14 protein-coding genes are annotated in these 14,830 nt (G+C 61.3%); 10 read left to right on the forward strand and 4 right to left on the reverse strand.

The features are described from left to right. Positions 1–21: 21 nt before the first annotated feature. The gene (locus NT26_RS05090; RefSeq protein ID WP_052637729.1) at positions 22–2,127 is read right to left on the reverse strand and encodes a lytic transglycosylase domain-containing protein; all 2,106 of its coding nucleotides are present in this window, start codon (positions 2,125–2,127) and stop codon (positions 22–24) included. A 226-nt stretch (positions 2,128–2,353) separates the two neighbouring features. Between NT26_RS05090 and dapA the strand changes: the two genes are divergently transcribed. Both dapA and smpB read left to right on the forward strand, forming a co-directional pair. After that, complete coding sequence (gene dapA / locus NT26_RS05095; RefSeq protein WP_052637730.1) at positions 2,354–3,238, forward strand: 4-hydroxy-tetrahydrodipicolinate synthase; 885 nt, start codon at positions 2,354–2,356, stop codon at positions 3,236–3,238. Positions 3,239–3,343: 105 nt separating this feature from the next. Continuing rightward, the gene (smpB, locus tag NT26_RS05100) at positions 3,344–3,820 is read left to right on the forward strand and encodes an SsrA-binding protein SmpB (protein WP_052637731.1); all 477 of its coding nucleotides are present in this window, start codon (positions 3,344–3,346) and stop codon (positions 3,818–3,820) included. Between the two features lie 240 nt (positions 3,821–4,060). On the opposite strand, the gene NT26_RS05105 is transcribed toward smpB, so the two are convergent. After that, on the reverse strand, positions 4,061–6,163 hold the full coding sequence (locus tag NT26_RS05105) for a methyl-accepting chemotaxis protein (RefSeq protein ID WP_052637732.1): 2,103 nt from the start codon (positions 6,161–6,163) through the stop codon (positions 4,061–4,063). 397 nt (positions 6,164–6,560) lie between these two features. On the opposite strand from NT26_RS05105, the gene NT26_RS05110 reads away from it, so the two are divergent. Beyond that, entirely contained in the window at positions 6,561–7,514 is a 954-nt protein-coding gene (locus NT26_RS05110; RefSeq protein ID WP_052641885.1) for a lysylphosphatidylglycerol synthase transmembrane domain-containing protein, read from the forward strand. A gap of 15 nt (positions 7,515–7,529) precedes the next feature. Here NT26_RS05110 and NT26_RS05115 read toward each other — a convergent pair whose 3' ends face one another. Continuing rightward, positions 7,530–8,105 (reverse strand): LabA-like NYN domain-containing protein, encoded by a 576-nt coding sequence (locus tag NT26_RS05115; RefSeq protein WP_052637733.1) that lies wholly within the window; start codon positions 8,103–8,105, stop codon positions 7,530–7,532. A 283-nt stretch (positions 8,106–8,388) separates the two neighbouring features. Here NT26_RS05115 and rpoZ point away from each other — a divergent pair, with 283 nt between their 5' ends. The 7 genes from rpoZ (at position 8,389) to era (ending at position 14,432) form a co-directional block, all read left to right on the forward strand. Continuing rightward, entirely contained in the window at positions 8,389–8,802 is a 414-nt protein-coding gene (rpoZ, locus tag NT26_RS05120) for a DNA-directed RNA polymerase subunit omega (RefSeq protein ID WP_052637734.1), read from the forward strand. Between the two features lie 107 nt (positions 8,803–8,909). Then, the gene (locus NT26_RS05125) at positions 8,910–11,123 is read left to right on the forward strand and encodes a RelA/SpoT family protein (protein ID WP_052637735.1); all 2,214 of its coding nucleotides are present in this window, start codon (positions 8,910–8,912) and stop codon (positions 11,121–11,123) included. A gap of 121 nt (positions 11,124–11,244) precedes the next feature. Then, entirely contained in the window at positions 11,245–11,397 is a 153-nt protein-coding gene (locus tag NT26_RS22145) for a DUF3563 domain-containing protein (protein ID WP_065814515.1), read from the forward strand. A gap of 143 nt (positions 11,398–11,540) precedes the next feature. Next, positions 11,541–11,945: a holo-ACP synthase gene (gene acpS, locus NT26_RS05130; protein WP_052637736.1), complete on the forward strand. Its 405-nt coding sequence runs from the start codon at positions 11,541–11,543 to the stop codon at positions 11,943–11,945. A 76-nt stretch (positions 11,946–12,021) separates the two neighbouring features. Further along, the gene (lepB, locus tag NT26_RS05135) at positions 12,022–12,768 is read left to right on the forward strand and encodes a signal peptidase I (RefSeq protein ID WP_052637737.1); all 747 of its coding nucleotides are present in this window, start codon (positions 12,022–12,024) and stop codon (positions 12,766–12,768) included. Then, entirely contained in the window at positions 12,769–13,485 is a 717-nt protein-coding gene (gene rnc / locus NT26_RS05140; RefSeq protein ID WP_052637738.1) for a ribonuclease III, read from the forward strand. Between the two features lie 8 nt (positions 13,486–13,493). After that, positions 13,494–14,432 carry a GTPase Era gene (gene era, locus NT26_RS05145; RefSeq protein WP_052637739.1) on the forward strand — a complete coding sequence of 313 codons (939 nt, stop codon included), beginning with the start codon at positions 13,494–13,496 and terminating at the stop codon, positions 14,430–14,432. Positions 14,433–14,438: 6 nt separating this feature from the next. Here era and NT26_RS05150 read toward each other — a convergent pair whose 3' ends face one another. After that, on the reverse strand, positions 14,439–14,804 hold the full coding sequence (locus NT26_RS05150; RefSeq protein ID WP_052637740.1) for a hypothetical protein: 366 nt from the start codon (positions 14,802–14,804) through the stop codon (positions 14,439–14,441). Between the last annotated feature and the right edge of the window lie 26 nt (positions 14,805–14,830).

Genomic DNA, 14,830 nt, shown 5'->3' on the forward strand with positions numbered 1-14,830 from the left:
GATCATGTGCGGCTTCGAAGATCAGTTCTCCGCCAGGCTGACATCGGTGATCTGCACGGTCGCATCCGGATGCTGCCGTCCATCGCGCAGGTCCGCGACAATGTCCGCCGTCTGTCCCAGCCGCGCCTTGTAGACCTGATAGTTCTCCATGATCCGCTGGACGTAGTTGCGGGTCTCCGGGAAGGGGATGCGCTCGATCCAGTCGATCACCTCATCGATCGGCTTCCCGCGCGGGTCCCCGTAGCGCGCGATCCATTCGCCGACGCGCCGCGGTCCGGCATTATAGGCGATGAAGGTAAGGATATAGGATCCGCGGAAGGAGTCGATCTGTTCGCCGAGATAGTGGGCGCCCAGGGTGGCATTGAAGCCGGGGTCGCTTGTTAGCTTTTCGGGTGCATAGGCCAGTCCGTGTCGCTTGGCCACGGCCTTCGCAGTGCTCGGTAGCAACTGCAGCAGACCCCGTGCATTGGCGGGCGACACGGCTGTCGGATTGAAGGCACTTTCCTGCCTTGCAATCGAATAGGCAAGCGCCTTGCCGGAACCGGAAATATTGGCGCCGGGGGGAATGGCGCCGGTCGGAAAGGCAAGCGCCGCGACATCCCGCCCCTCGTAGTAGGCGGATTTGCCGATCTGGAGCGCCAGGTTGTGGTCTTTCCTGCGTTCGGCCCGTTCGGCGAGCATGGCAAGCTCACCCGGGCTTTCGATCTGTTTGGCGAGCGCTTGCAGCAGTGCAGCCGTACGCTTTTCATGGCCGGCAGCCTCCAGCCGGTCGAGGGCCGCTACCGGCGGCCGCTGCGTGAAATTCCTGCGGTCATCCTCGGTGGGTGAGGGCGGTTGAACGGAAAGGGCTGACATGTTCAGGCGTGCGGCGGCGAGTTGGCCGTAAAAGCTCCCGGTATGGGCTGCCGCGCTGCGGAAATGCGCTTCGGCCTCCGCGGATTGCGCTGCCTCGGCGGCGCGACCCAGCCAGTAGAAGGCGCGCGAGGCCGAGATCGGCCTGCTGGAGGCCTCGAGGATGCGCCGGAAATGACCGGCGGCCTTCTGCGGATCGTTCAGGTTGCGAAGCGCATACCATCCCGCATGGAATTCGGCATCGGCAATGTCCGTCGGCTGCGTGGCAGCATGGGCGGAAACGATGGCATAGGCGGCCTTGTAGTCTCCGAGATCCGCGAGCCCGCGTGCGACGATGCGCTGCTCGTCCCACCACTCGGACGTATTGATCAGCAGAGACGAATCCCGCGGCGCCTTTGCAAGAAGCGCAGCCGCCTCGCGATACTTGTCCTTGCGCCGGAGCGCCTCGATCTGAAGGAACAGGAAGGCCGGATCGTCTTTCCAAGAAGGGTCCACGGCCTTCAGCAGTGCCTCGGCGTTTCGCGCCCCGTTGATCCGGGCAGCCCAGGCCTTGTAGAGCGATTGCGCCTCGCCGAGCTGCGCGAAACGCTTCGCCTGGCCGACGCGGCCCCGATACATGAGATAATCCATCCGCGCCTTGTGGTCGCGAACCGTCAGGGTGGAGGCGAATTCCTTGAGGATGCGGTTCTCGAGGGGCGTGTACAGGGCCTCGGAGGTCCAGAGACGACGGAGCGTGGCAGCTGCCTCATCCTTCCCCAGATCCTTCTGCGCCTTTGCCAGCAGGTAGAGCCCTTCGGCGGTCTTCGGTTCGGCATCGCTGAATGCTGCCAATACCTTGTCAGCGCCTGGGTTCTCGCGAAAAAGAGCGCGCTCGTAGCGCAGGCGGAGATCGTCCAGTCCCGGCCAATCCTTCAGTTCCTGACGTGCTGCTTCGATTTGCAGCGACGAGACGGAGGCAAGGCCGGACATGGCGAGCGCCCAGGTGAGCGCCTGTCGTTCCACCGAACCCTCCGGCAGGCTGTCACGCACGACGAACGCACGCTTCGCATCATCGTCGGATAAAGCATCGAGGCCGGCTTTCAGGACTGGCGCCGGGGCAAGCCTGCTGCCTCGTGACGGTGTCATGACATCCAGCGCCATCGGAAAGGCTGCGGTAGCGCTGGCCGGTTTGGCATAGGGAAGGGGTGCCGGACCCTTGGGAAGGGGATCGGCCATGGCGCCGGGTCCCGAAAGACCGAGACCGATGACGGTCAGCAACAGGGCAGGCTTCTTCATGCGGCGACTCGCGACAAGAAAGCGATTCCTCTTATTACATTAGCTGCTTCGTAGATTAACGAAAGCTTACCAGCATCATTGAAACTGCGCCGGTTTGGCGCCGCGGTTCACCATCAGAAATCGCGTCAGCATCCGCTTGTCGTCGCATTCCCACCGCTCTATTGTGCGCCACCTTAGTCACGGAATGCGGCCGAAGCGTGAACTGCCGGCCGGTGGGAGCTTATGCATGTTCAAGGGATCGATGCCCGCACTCGTCACGCCTTTCACGGCAGAGGGTGCGGTGGATGAAGCCGCCTTTGCCGATCATGTCGAATGGCAGATCGCCGAGGGCAGCAGCGGCCTGGTGCCGGTCGGCACGACCGGCGAATCTCCGACCCTTTCCCATGCTGAGCACAAGCGGGTCGTCGAACTTTGCATCGAGGTTGCGGCCGGCCGCGTACCCGTCATTGCAGGCGCGGGATCGAACAACACCCGCGAAGCGATCGAGCTTGCAACCCATGCGGAACAGGCAGGGGCGGATGCGCTTCTGGTGGTGACACCCTATTACAACAAGCCCACCCAGAAGGGCCTCTTCGCCCATTTTTCGGCCGTCGCCGAGGCTGTGAAGCTGCCGATCATCATCTACAACATCCCCGGACGCTCGGTGATCGACATGACGCCGGAGACGATGGGGGCACTGGCTAGGGCCCACAAGAACATCGCCGGTGTGAAGGACGCGACCGGCAAGCTGGAGCGTGTTTCCGAACAGCGGATCACCTGTGGCAAGGACTTCATCCAGCTGTCTGGCGAGGATGCGACGGCGCTCGGCTTCAACGCCCATGGCGGCGTCGGATGCATTTCGGTGACGGCAAACGTCGCGCCGCGCCTCTGTGCCGACTTCCAGGCGGCGACCCTTGCGGGTGACTATGCCAAGGCGCTGGATTACCAGGACAGGCTGATGCCGTTGCACAAGGCGATCTTCCTCGAGCCCGGTGTTTGCGGCGCCAAGTACGGATTGTGGCGGACGCGAGGCCTGAGCCGGGCCGTGCGTTCGCCTCTCATGTCTTCGCTGGAAGCATCGACTGAGGCTGCTATCGATGCAGCCCTTCGGCACGCGGGCCTGCTCAACTAGTCCGTACTGCTTCACTTTCCCCGCCGCCCGCATTACATGACGCATGGTCCGCGGGAACGCCCTCCCGCGGCGACATTCCGGTATCGAAGGGCGTGGTGGAGACAGATGGCCCCCAAAGGCAGCCAGCGGACGGTGAGCAAGATTGTCGCGGAGAACCGCAAGGCCCGCTTCAACTATGAGATCATCGACACCTACGAAGCCGGCCTCGTCCTCACCGGGACCGAGGTCAAGTCGCTACGCGAGGGCAAGGCGAACATTGCCGAATCCTACGCGTCCGACGAGGGCGACGAGATCTGGCTGATCAACTCCCATCTGCCGGAATATCTGCAGGCAAACCGCTTCAACCACGAGCCCCGGCGTCGTCGCAAGCTGCTCCTCAGCAAACGGGAGATCAACCGGCTGCGTTCAGGCATCAACCGCGAAGGGATGACCCTCGTGCCGCTGAAGATCTACTTCAACGATCGCGGAAGGGCCAAACTGGAACTGGCGCTTGCCAAGGGCAAGAAGCTCCACGACAAGCGCGAGACAGTCAAGGAACGCGACTGGAACCGTCAGAAGAGCCGGCTTCTGAAGGACAATTGAGATTGCAGGCCGGTCGCGCGGCTGGGGTCGGTGACACAGTGCGCTTGCGGTCTGCAGCAACCCTGCCGTTCCGTCCAGAGGCAACCTAGCGCTTTTCCAGGTTTGCCGTAAGGAACGGTCTTAGAGGTTCGCTTCATTGGAACGGCCTGGATCGCTGGCGATCCAGGCCGTAGTGCCGTCAGGAAATGGCAGCGGCCCCAACCGATTTCCGGTCAAGAGTTGCTGGGGCCAAGGTGATCCTTACGCCGCCTTGTTCCGGGCCGAGCTCGCCAATGCCGTGGGCTCGATCCTGAAATGACCCACAGCGGCATTGAGCGCGTCAGTCTCACTGAAGACCGTGTGCACCGCCGCGCTGGCTTCCTCGACCATCGCGGCATTTTGCTGGGTCACCTGGTCCATCTGATTGACCGCCGAGTTGATCTGCTGCAGGCCGACCGACTGCTCCTGCGAGGAAGAAACCATCGCCTTGATGTTGTCATTGATCTTCATGACATGCTGCCCGATCTTCTGCAGCGCCTCGCCGGTGCGGGAGACGAGGGTGACGCCGGAGCGGACGTGCCCGCCGGAGCGATCCAGCAAAGACTTGATCTCGGTCGCTGCACTCGCGGAGCGTTGAGCAAGCTCGCGCACCTCTTGTGCCACGACGGCGAAGCCCTTGCCCGCCTCACCGGCCCGGGCGGCCTCAACACCAGCGTTTAGCGCAAGCAGGTTGGTTTGGAAGGCGATCTCGTCGATGACGCTGATGATCTGGGTGACCTGGTTCGAGGAGGTTTCGATCTCGCCCATCGCCCTGGCCGCCTCGTCGAGGATCTGTCCTGATTGTTCAGCAACCGTGGAAGCTTCTCCGACCATGCGGCTGATGTCTTCTGCCCTCTCGTGACCTGCCCTGACGGTGGCTGTGATCTGGTCGAGTGCTGCCGCAGTCTCTTCAAGCGCCGCGGCCTGCTGCTCAGTTCGCTTGGAAAGGTCTTCCGTAGAATGGCGCAGCTCCGCGGTCCCTTGTGCGATCGTCTGTGAACTTCCCGCAATGGAGCTGAGCGCGGAGGCAAGGCTCTCTACAGACGTGTTAAAGTCCTCCCGCAGGATCGCAAGCGACCCCGGCATGTCCTGGCTGATGCGAACCGAAAGATCACCGTCCGCCAGATGCTTGAGTGCCTTGCCCAGCGCGTCGACCGCGGCCTGCAGATGGCGCGCCTGTTCAGCTTTCTCGGCGTCGGTGCGGGCGCGCTCCTGCTCTGAACTTTCCCGCGTTTCCTCTGCCTGCTGTTCGAGTTCGATGTTGCGCAGCGCCGACGTACGGAAGACCTCGACAGCCTGCGCCATCGAACCGACCTCGTCGGCGCGGCCGAGGTAGGGAACCTCCCGTTGAAGGTCACCCCTCGAGAGTAGTGCCATGTAGTCGGTCATGCGCGCCAGCGGCCGGTAGACGAGCGGCCGGCTGATGAACGCAATCACCGCGGCAATCGCGAGCATAAGAAGAAACACGGCTGCCGCGGCCCACTGTCCGGTAGCAGCGATGGCGTTATAGTTTGTGCGGTCAACCGCCACGACGGCAAGACCTATCGTTTCGCCTGAGAAATCCTCAACAGGGAAGACAAGGCTTGCGAAGGCTCCGCCTGTTTCCGGCATGGTCTCGAAAACGGTCCGCTGGCCAGCCAGGTCTTGGAGATCCAGGACCTTGGCCGGATCGAGATCCGCCTGGAAGGTCGTGCCGATTGCCTGAAGCTCGGTGCCGCTTCCAGCAAAGATCGCAGCAGGATGGCCGGTCCGCCTTGTGAACTTCTCTACGAAACCCTTGTGCAGGCTGAGTCCGAACTCCACGGATCCGAGGTGAGAACCGTCCTTGACGATGGGAGCGAGACCTCGCACGCCGATCCCGGCCTTGCCGCCTTCGAGGCCACCGAGCTTCTGCACGGACGTGTTGACCTGAACGACGGTCTTCCGGAAGCTGGCAAGATCATCGCCAAAGGCTTCGGGGTCGTGAACTCGGAAGAAGGAGATGGCGGGAGGCGTATGGTACTGAAACTGGCGAACGTCGTAACCTTCCTTCAGAGCTTTGAACGCACCAGAGAACTCCTTTTCAAGGATATCTCTGTTCCCGCTGGCCATGGCGTCCTTGCTTACCTGCTGCTCGGCAACCAAGACGGCGAGCATGGTCGCAGACTGTTGGGAGGCGGCGAGTTCAGAGCGGAACTCATTCTCCACGGCGGCAAGCTTGTCCTCCATCGCCTGCGAAACAAAGTTGGTACATAGGGTGTAAACGGTGCCGGCAACCGCGACCGCCGATATCAAGGCTCCACCAAAGAGAAGCCCGTTGAACTTGGTGCTGATAAGCAGTCTCAAAATATGTCTCCTTCTGCCTCGACCCCCGATGGCAGCATTTGTGAAGATAAAGACCCATGAGCTCGCTCTCGATGAGTGATGATCGCGGTCGAGCGCATTATCCCGGGCACGCCAACTGCGACCGACCGGAGACAAATCATAGGTTGCAGGAATAATGGTAAAGATATTCAAAAAGCCCTATGTGTTGGGGTGCCCCTAAGGATTGGGAGGGAACCGGCGCCGGGCATTTCTCTGCTCCGCGGCGGCCTGCCACCTCATATGCCTCGTGGAAGCGGGAGGGAGTGTCGATCGCCAGACTTTCGAGCGTCAAGCCCCTGCATAAAGCCGTGGCTGCTGCGCAGTCGGAACAAAAGCCTGCTCCTGCCGTTGTCGGCGACATCCTCACGTGAGCCGGTTCATGAAGCGCAAAACGATACTGACCTACGGTACCCTCGTCCTGGGTCTCGGCCTCGCAGGTTATCTCCTCTGGAACATCTTCAGCGAATACACCTGGTCGGATATCGTCCAGTCCGTGTCGGAGATCCCGACGGCCAATCTTCTTGCCGCACTCGGCTACTGTGCCGCATCCTATGTCTGCCTTACCGGCTTCGACTGGGCCGGCGTGCGATACGTCAAGAACGATCTTGCCTATCCAAAGATCGCGCTTGCCTCCTTCGTCAGCCTCTCCATTGGCCAGAGCGTCGGACTTGCTGGCTTGAGCAGCGGCGGCCTTCGGTATCGCTACTATGCCCACTGGGGAATGAACACCGAGGATGTTGCGAAGATCGTGCTGCTTTCCGGCGTCACCGTCGGCATCGGCCTTGCCATGCTTACGGGCATCGTCATGATCATCAATCCGGCGGATGGCGCGGAAGTCCTGCGGGTTAACGAGGCGACCGTTCTTGCGATCGGCGTCGCATGTCTTGCGACAGTCGCCGGCTATCTCGCTCTTGCGAAGTTCGTGAGGGCACCAGTCCGCATCCGCAAGTGGACGTTCCAGATGCCGCCGCTGCGTCTGGCTCTTGCCCAGGTGGTGATCGGAACGGTTAATTTCGCGCTGGTTGCCGCAGCGCTGCGAGAGGTGATGGCTGCCGCGTCCGACGTCAGCTATCTGAAGGCGGCGACTGCCTACGTGCTGGCGAATGTCGCAATCATCGTGACCCACGCTCCGGGGGGCCTCGGCGTGCTTGAGGCGACAGTCCGCCATGTCATGGGGGATCAGGCGTCGATCGGATCGCTTGTGGCCTTCAGGGTGATCTACTTCTTCATACCGCTGGCGATCGGCATCCCCGTCGCGCTGGTCACCGAAGCGATCTTTCGTGCCCGCAAGGCATCGGCGGCCTCCCTGCCGAAGGCCGGCAAGGCAGCCTGACCGCCGCCGAATTTCCTAGTCTGCTTGCGGCTCGGCGGGCTCCACGGCCCTCTGGGGGCGCTCCGAAGGATCGCGGCCGATCTCGGATCTCAGCGACGCGAGATCGATGAAATGGTCGGACTGGCGGCGCAGGTCGTCTGCGATCATCGGCGGTTGCGTCGCCATCGTCGACACGACGGAGACCTTGCGACCCCTGCGCTGCAGGGCCTCCACCAGCGTCGTGAAGTCGCCGTCACCGGAGAAGATCACGAGATGGTCGACCGTCTCCGATTGCTCCATGGCATCGATGGCAAGCTCTATGTCCATGTTGCCCTTGATCTTCCGGCGGCCCATGGAGTCGGTGAATTCCTTTGCCGGCTTGGTGATGACCTTGTAGCCGTTGTAGTCGAGCCAATCGATCAGCGGCCGGATGGAGGAGTATTCCTGGTCCTCGATGAGGGCGGTGTAATAATAGGCCCGCAGGAGATATCCGCGCTTCTGGAAGGCTTTCAGCAGCTTGCGATAGTCGATGTCGAAGCCGAGGCTCTTGGAAGCAGCGTAGAGATTTGCACCATCAATGAAGAGTGCAATCTTCTCTCTGGGGTCAAACATTTTTCCTCCATCCCGTTTTATTATTGCCTGCTTATGCAGGTTACATCGCTCCGCCTCGCTCGACCGTGCGATGGATCAACATCCCGGTAAATTACCAATCGTTGATGTATGCGCATTTATGTCACGATTCGCATTTCTCCAAGAACTTTAAGGGGTAAAACCCTGCACTGCGGCTCGATGGAGGCGACGTGACGGCTTGCTGATCAGGAAAAACTTGAATTCGACCGTCAATCCCTGTATCGGGCGTCTGAATTCCCGAGATAACGACCGCAAAGGACAGGCAATGGCCCGTGTCACCGTAGAAGATTGCATCGATAAAGTCGACAACCGCTTTGAGCTCGTGCTTCTGGCCAGCCATCGTGCACGTCAGATCTCCCAGGGTGCGTCGATCACGGTGGACCGCGACAACGACAAGAACCCTGTCGTTGCGTTGCGCGAGATCGCCGACGAGACCCTGTCGCCGGATGATCTCAAGGAAGATCTCATCCACTCCCTGCAGAAGCATGTCGAGGTGGACGAGCCCGAGCCCGATCCGTCATCGCTGCTCGCCACCAATGCAGGCGCAGTGACGGCAGCTGATCGCGGCGAGGAAGAGGAAGACCTGCCCGAAGCCGTAACCTTCGACCAGATGTCGGAGGAGGAACTTCTTGCCGGCATCGAGGGGCTTGTTCCGCCGGAAAAGAGCGACGATTACTAATCGTTCATCTTCTGGCCTCAAAGAAGACTATCTGCATTAAGATGGCCGCGCCGGCTTCAACCCCCGGCGCGCCTTTTTCGTTTTTCTAGTCTAGGATCGTTTCCGGCATGATGCGGCAATATGAGCTTGTTGAGCGGGTTCAGAAGTACAAGCCCGATGCCAACGAAGCTCTGCTCAACAAGGCCTATGTCTACGCCATGCAGAAGCATGGTCAGCAGAGGCGGGCCAGCGGCGACCCCTATATCTCCCACCCGCTGGAAGTCGCGGCGATCCTGACGGACATGCATCTCGATGAGTCGACCATCGCGGTCGCGCTCCTGCACGACACGATCGAGGACACGACGGCAACCCGCGCCGAGATCGACGAGCTTTTTGGCGAGGATATCGGCCGGCTGGTCGAGGGGCTGACCAAGCTCAAGCGGCTCGATCTCGTCACGAAGAAGGCCAAGCAGGCGGAGAACCTTCGCAAGCTGCTGCTTGCCATCTCAGACGACGTGCGCGTCCTGCTCGTCAAACTGGCCGACCGGCTCCACAACATGCGTACGCTGGAGCACATGAACCCGGAGAAGCGGGCGAGGATCTCCGAAGAGACCATGGACATCTATGCGCCGCTTGCCGGGCGCATGGGCATGCAGGATGTCCGCGACGAGCTGGAGGACCTCTCCTTCCGCTATCTCAACCCCGAAGCCTACGAGACGGTCACGAACCGCCTCGCGGAGCTTTCGACGCGCAACGAAGGACTGATCAGCAAGATCGAGGATGAGCTTCGGGATCTCTTGGTCGCGAACGGTCTGACGGATGCCGTCGTGAAGGGACGCCAGAAGAAGCCGTACTCGGTCTTCCGAAAGATGCAGTCGAAGTCGCTGTCGTTCGAGCAGCTCTCCGACGTCTACGGCTTTCGCATCCTCGTCAGTGACATCCCCGCCTGCTATCGGGCGCTCGGTATCGTCCATACCCGCTGGCGCGTCGTTCCGGGCCGCTTCAAGGACTATATTTCGACCCCGAAGCAGAACGACTACCGTTCGATCCACACCACCATCGTCGGTCCCTCACGACAGCGCATCGAGCTGCAGATCCGCACCAGGCGCATGCACGAGATCGCCGAATACGGTATTGCGGCGCACGCTCTCTACAAGGACGGTGGCGCCAATGAACTCCTCTCCAAGGAATCCAACGCCTATTCCTGGCTGAGACACACGATCGAGGCGCTGTCGGAGGGCGACAATCCGGAGGAATTCCTCGAGCACACGAAGCTCGAGCTGTTCCAGGACCAGGTCTTCTGCTTCACGCCGAAGGGCAAGCTGATCGCCCTGCCGCGCGGCGCGACCCCGATCGATTTCGCCTATGCCGTGCATACGAACATCGGCGATACCACGGTTGGGGCCAAGATCAACGGACGGATCATGCCGCTCGTCACCCGGTTGAACAATGGCGACGAGGTGGAGATCATCCGCTCCGGCGTACAGGTGCCGCCGGCGGCTTGGGAGGAGATCGTCGTCACCGGAAAGGCCCGCGCAGCCATCCGCCGTGCGACCCGCATGGCCATCCGCAAGCAGTATGCCGGCCTTGGCTATCGGATCCTCGAACGCACCTTCGAACGCGCCGGCAAAATCTTCTCGCGCGAGAGCCTGAAACCCGCGCTTCATCGCCTTGGCCAGAAGGACGTGGAGGACGCCATTGCGGCAGTCGGCCGCGGCGAGCTTTCGTCGCTCGACGTGATGCGCGCGGTTTATCCGGATTACAAGGACGAACGCGTCACCGTGAAGCCTTCGACCGACGAAGGCTGGTTCAATGTCCGCAGCGTCTCCGGAATGATGTTCCGTGTTCCCGGCCGCTCGGCGGAGGAAGCCGGAGCCGAAGGTCAAGACCGCTCGCCGGTTCCCATCCGCGGGCTCTCCAGCAGCATGCACGTTAAGTTTGCGCCGAGCGGAGCGGTGCCGGGCGACCGCATCGTCGGCATTATGGAAGAGGGAAGCGGGATAACAATCTATCCCATCCAGGCGCCGGCACTGCAGCACTTCGACGATCAGCCGGAGCGCTGGATCGATGTGCGCTGGGACCTCGATGACAGCAACAAGTCGCGCTTTGCAGCCCGGATCTTCATGAACGCGCTGAATGAGCCCGGCACTCTAGCCACGGTCGCACAAACCATCGCCGGGCTCGACATCAATATCCGCAACCTCGACATGGGACGGGTTGCCGCCGACTTCTCCGAGATCGTTCTTGATGTCGAGGTCTGGGATCTTCGCCAGCTCAACCAGTTGCTGACGCAGCTGAAGGACCTGGATTGCATCTCGACCGTCAAGCGTCTCTACGACTGATCGCCTGCAGTTCTTCCGGCATGCCGGGCGAGCAGGGCAGGCGCGCCATGTCTGCATTGGTGGAAACAGGCTCTGGCTCCTATATTATTGCGGTGCAGCATAAGTGGAAAGAGAGAAGCAGATGTTTGGTTCAGTCCGGAAGATGGCTCGCGCACTGCGCGGCCCGACAATCGAAGAGCGGGAACTTGCCTACCTGAATGACTCGATCGATCGCGTGGAACTGGAATATCGCCAGCGCCAGGTCGAGCGTGGCCTTTTCCGCAAGAGCTTCTAGGGACGCCTCTAGGTCATCGTTGCGGTCGTTTTGCCCCGGAGGCAATCCGAATGTGAGGACGCGCTTGACGCGGCCTTCCTCAATGCTCAATTCATGAGCGTGAAGCATCCGAAGACGCCGGGACCCTCCCGGAAGGAGGGGCCGTGATCATAGGTATGGGCAGTGACCTGATCGACATCCGTCGCATCGAGAAGTCGCTGGAACGCTTCGGCGAGCGCTTCACCCAGCGCTGCTTTACCGAAATCGAACGAACTAAATCCGACCGGCGACGCAATCGCGCGGCGTCCTATGCAAAGCGGTTTGCCGCAAAGGAAGCCTGTTCGAAGGCTCTCGGCACCGGTCTGGCGCAGGGCGTATTCTGGAAGGACATGGGCGTCGTGAACCTGCCGGGCGGAAAGCCGATCATGGCCCTGACGGGAGGTGCTGCCGCCATCCTCGCAGGCCTGACACCGCCCGGCCACGACGCCTTTGTTCACGTCACCATCACGGATGAATATCCCTATGCGCAGGCCTTTGTCGTCATCGAAGCCCGGCCGGCGACCGATTGAACCATTGCCGCCGCTTGACGAAGGGGCTAGAGAATGCCGCACACCCGCACCAAGTGACTGAAGAGAAAGACCGCCAGTGTCCGACAGAGCCGACAAGAAGCAACAAAGCGCCCTCTGGGAAAACATCAAAGTCATCATCCAGGCGCTTTTGCTGGCGATGGTCATCCGGACCGTCTTCTTTCAGCCCTTCACCATTCCGTCGGGGTCGATGATGCCGACACTGCTCGTCGGTGACTACATCTTCGTCAATAAGTTCGCCTACGGCTATTCCAAGTATTCGCTGCCGTTTTCGCCGGACCTCTTCGACGGCCGCATCTTCGGTAGCGAGCCTGACCGTGGCGACGTGATCGTCTTCCGCCTGCCGACGGACACGGATGTGGACTACATCAAGCGCGTCGTCGGCCTGCCGGGCGACCGTATCCAGGTGACGAACGGGGTTCTCCACATCAATGGAGAGGCGGTTCCGCGCCAGCCGAACGGTGGCTTCACCTCCGACTACCGGCTCGATCCTGGTTCCGACGTCCCAATATTCCGCGAGACCCTGGATAATGGTGTAAGTTACGACACGCTGGACCAGGTGCCGAACTCGCGCGGTGACGACACCCGGGAGTTCATTGTCCCTGAAGGCCACTACTTCTTCATGGGCGACAATCGCGACAACTCGCTGGACAGCCGCTTCGACGTCGGTTTCGTGCCGGCCGAGAACCTGATCGGCCGAGCCAGCGTCATCTTCTTCTCCGTCGGCAATGACACCTCTTTCCGAGAGTTCTGGAAGTGGCCGGCCAACATGCGCTGGGATCGCCTCTTCAAGGGTGTCGAGTGAATGAAGGCGAAGGCGCTGTCGGCTGAGGACAGGTCGAAGCTCGAGGAACTGATCGGCCATCACTTCGCCGACAAGCAGCGGCTGGACCGGGCGCTGACGCATGCAAGCACCGGTTCGGCCAAGGTATCGAACTACGAGCGGCTCGAATTCCTGGGCGACCGGGTGCTCGGCCTGTGTGTTGCAGAGCTGCTGTTCCAGTCCTTCCCGGCGGCGGCCGAAGGAGAGCTGTCCGTCAGGCTCAACCAGCTCGTCAGTGCCGAAAGCTGCGCGCAGGTGGCCGATGAACTCGAGCTCCACCGCTACATCCGCACCGGCGCCGACGTGAAGAAGCTGACCGGCAAGCGGATGCTGAATGTTCGGGCCGACGTGGTGGAAAGCCTGATCGCCGCGCTTTATCTCGATGGCGGGCTGGAGGCTGCGCGGCAGTTCATCCTGCGCAACTGGACGGAGCGGGCGACACGTGCAGACGGTGCCAGGCGGGACGCCAAGACCGAATTGCAGGAATGGGCCCATGCGAATTTCGCCACCACGCCCTCCTACCGAGTCGAGGACCGCAGCGGACCGGATCACGATCCCCGCTTCACCGTCACTGTGGAAGTGAAGGGCGTGGCACCGGAGACCGGCGTCGACCGGTCCAAGCGTGCTGCCGAACAGGTGGCCGCCACGAAAATGCTTGAACGCGAAGGCGTATGGCAGAAGAATTCTGCCGAAGGTTGATTGGAACCATGACAGACAACGAGAACACCCCCACTGCCGAAACCGAGGCAGTCCAGACGCGATCCGGATTCGTGGCGCTGATCGGGCCAACGAATGCGGGCAAGTCGACGCTGCTCAATCGCCTCGTCGGCGCGAAAGTATCGATCGTCAGCCACAAGGTCCAGACGACGCGCGCCATTGTCCGCGGCATCGCGATCCACGGCAACGCCCAGATCGTCTTCATGGATACGCCGGGCATCTTCAAGCCGCGCCGGCGGCTAGACCGTGCCATGGTCACATCCGCATGGGGCGGCGCGAAGGATGCCGATGTCATCATGCTCCTCATTGACAGCGAGCGTGGGCTGCGGGGCGATGCGGAGGCGATCCTGGAAGGCCTGAAGGAGGTCAAGCAGCCGAAGATCCTGGTGCTGAACAAGATCGACCGGGTGAAGCCGGAGGACCTCCTGAAGCTCGCGGCATCGGCCAATGAGGCTGTCGAGTTCGAGCAGACCTTCATGATCTCTGCGACCACGGGTTCGGGTTGCAAGGACCTGATGGACTTTCTCGAGATGCGTCTTCCCGAAGGGCCGTGGTACTATCCCGAGGACCAGATCTCCGACCTGCCGATGCGCCAGCTCGCAGCCGAGATCACCCGGGAAAAGCTCTTCCTGCGCCTTCACCAGGAACTTCCCTATGCCTCCCACGTGGAGACGGAGAAGTGGGAAGAGCGCAAGGACGGTTCTGTCCGCATCGAGCAGGTGATCTATGTGGAACGCGAGAGCCAGAAGAAGATCGCTCTCGGCAAGGGGGGCGAGGCCATCAAGGCAATCTCGACGGCCGCGCGCAAGGAACTCTCGGAAATCCTCGAGCAGCCCGTCCACCTCTTCCTGTTCGTCAAGGTGCGCGAGAACTGGGGTGACGACCCGGCTCGATTCCGCGAAATGGGGCTGGAATTCCCGAAGGGTTGACGTCGGCTATTTCTGCCGGTCCATCAGGGCCTTCACCTCCAGGTACCGGCGGCGGTTCTCGGGCTCCTGCTCGTTTTCCGAATAGCATGTTTCGGTGATGCAGAAGCGGGTGAGGGTGAGGGGAGGCGTCGCATTCATGAACTCGCACTCGATCTCGTTCGTGAAGTCGCTCGGTTTCGGGTCGTCGCGGGTTGTATAGGTCAGCCGTGCGCCGGGCGGCTCCAGTTCAGGGAACGACTGCACTACGCCGGTCTTGATCGCCGGAACGAGGAGGAAGTTCTGGGCCACTGCAACGCAGGCCTCCTCCAGTTCTGGAGATTGGGCAATGGCGGGAGAGGCGGCGAGAACAAGGACGAGCGGAAGATATCGCATGGAAGCTCCTGAGGTAGAACGTCGCG

Origin of the sequence: Pseudorhizobium banfieldiae, from assembly GCF_000967425.1 — a bacterium.
GTDB classification, from domain to species: domain Bacteria; phylum Pseudomonadota; class Alphaproteobacteria; order Rhizobiales; family Rhizobiaceae; genus Neorhizobium; species Neorhizobium banfieldiae.

Coding starts and splice junctions, on each gene's coding strand:
- NT26_RS05090 (WP_052637729.1), bottom strand. CDS start 2,127: ATGAAGAAGCCTGCCCTGTTGCTGACCGTCATCGGTCTCGGTCTTTCG.
- dapA (WP_052637730.1), top strand. CDS start 2,354: ATGTTCAAGGGATCGATGCCCGCACTCGTCACGCCTTTCACGGCAGAG.
- smpB (WP_052637731.1), top strand. CDS start 3,344: ATGGCCCCCAAAGGCAGCCAGCGGACGGTGAGCAAGATTGTCGCGGAG.
- NT26_RS05110 (WP_052641885.1), top strand. CDS start 6,561: ATGAAGCGCAAAACGATACTGACCTACGGTACCCTCGTCCTGGGTCTC.
- NT26_RS05115 (WP_052637733.1), bottom strand. CDS start 8,105: ATGTTTGACCCCAGAGAGAAGATTGCACTCTTCATTGATGGTGCAAAT.
- rpoZ (WP_052637734.1), top strand. CDS start 8,389: ATGGCCCGTGTCACCGTAGAAGATTGCATCGATAAAGTCGACAACCGC.
- NT26_RS05125 (WP_052637735.1), top strand. CDS start 8,910: ATGATGCGGCAATATGAGCTTGTTGAGCGGGTTCAGAAGTACAAGCCC.
- NT26_RS22145 (WP_065814515.1), top strand. CDS start 11,245: ATGTTTGGTTCAGTCCGGAAGATGGCTCGCGCACTGCGCGGCCCGACA.
- rnc (WP_052637738.1), top strand. CDS start 12,769: ATGAAGGCGAAGGCGCTGTCGGCTGAGGACAGGTCGAAGCTCGAGGAA.
- era (WP_052637739.1), top strand. CDS start 13,494: ATGACAGACAACGAGAACACCCCCACTGCCGAAACCGAGGCAGTCCAG.
- NT26_RS05150 (WP_052637740.1), bottom strand. CDS start 14,804: ATGCGATATCTTCCGCTCGTCCTTGTTCTCGCCGCCTCTCCCGCCATT.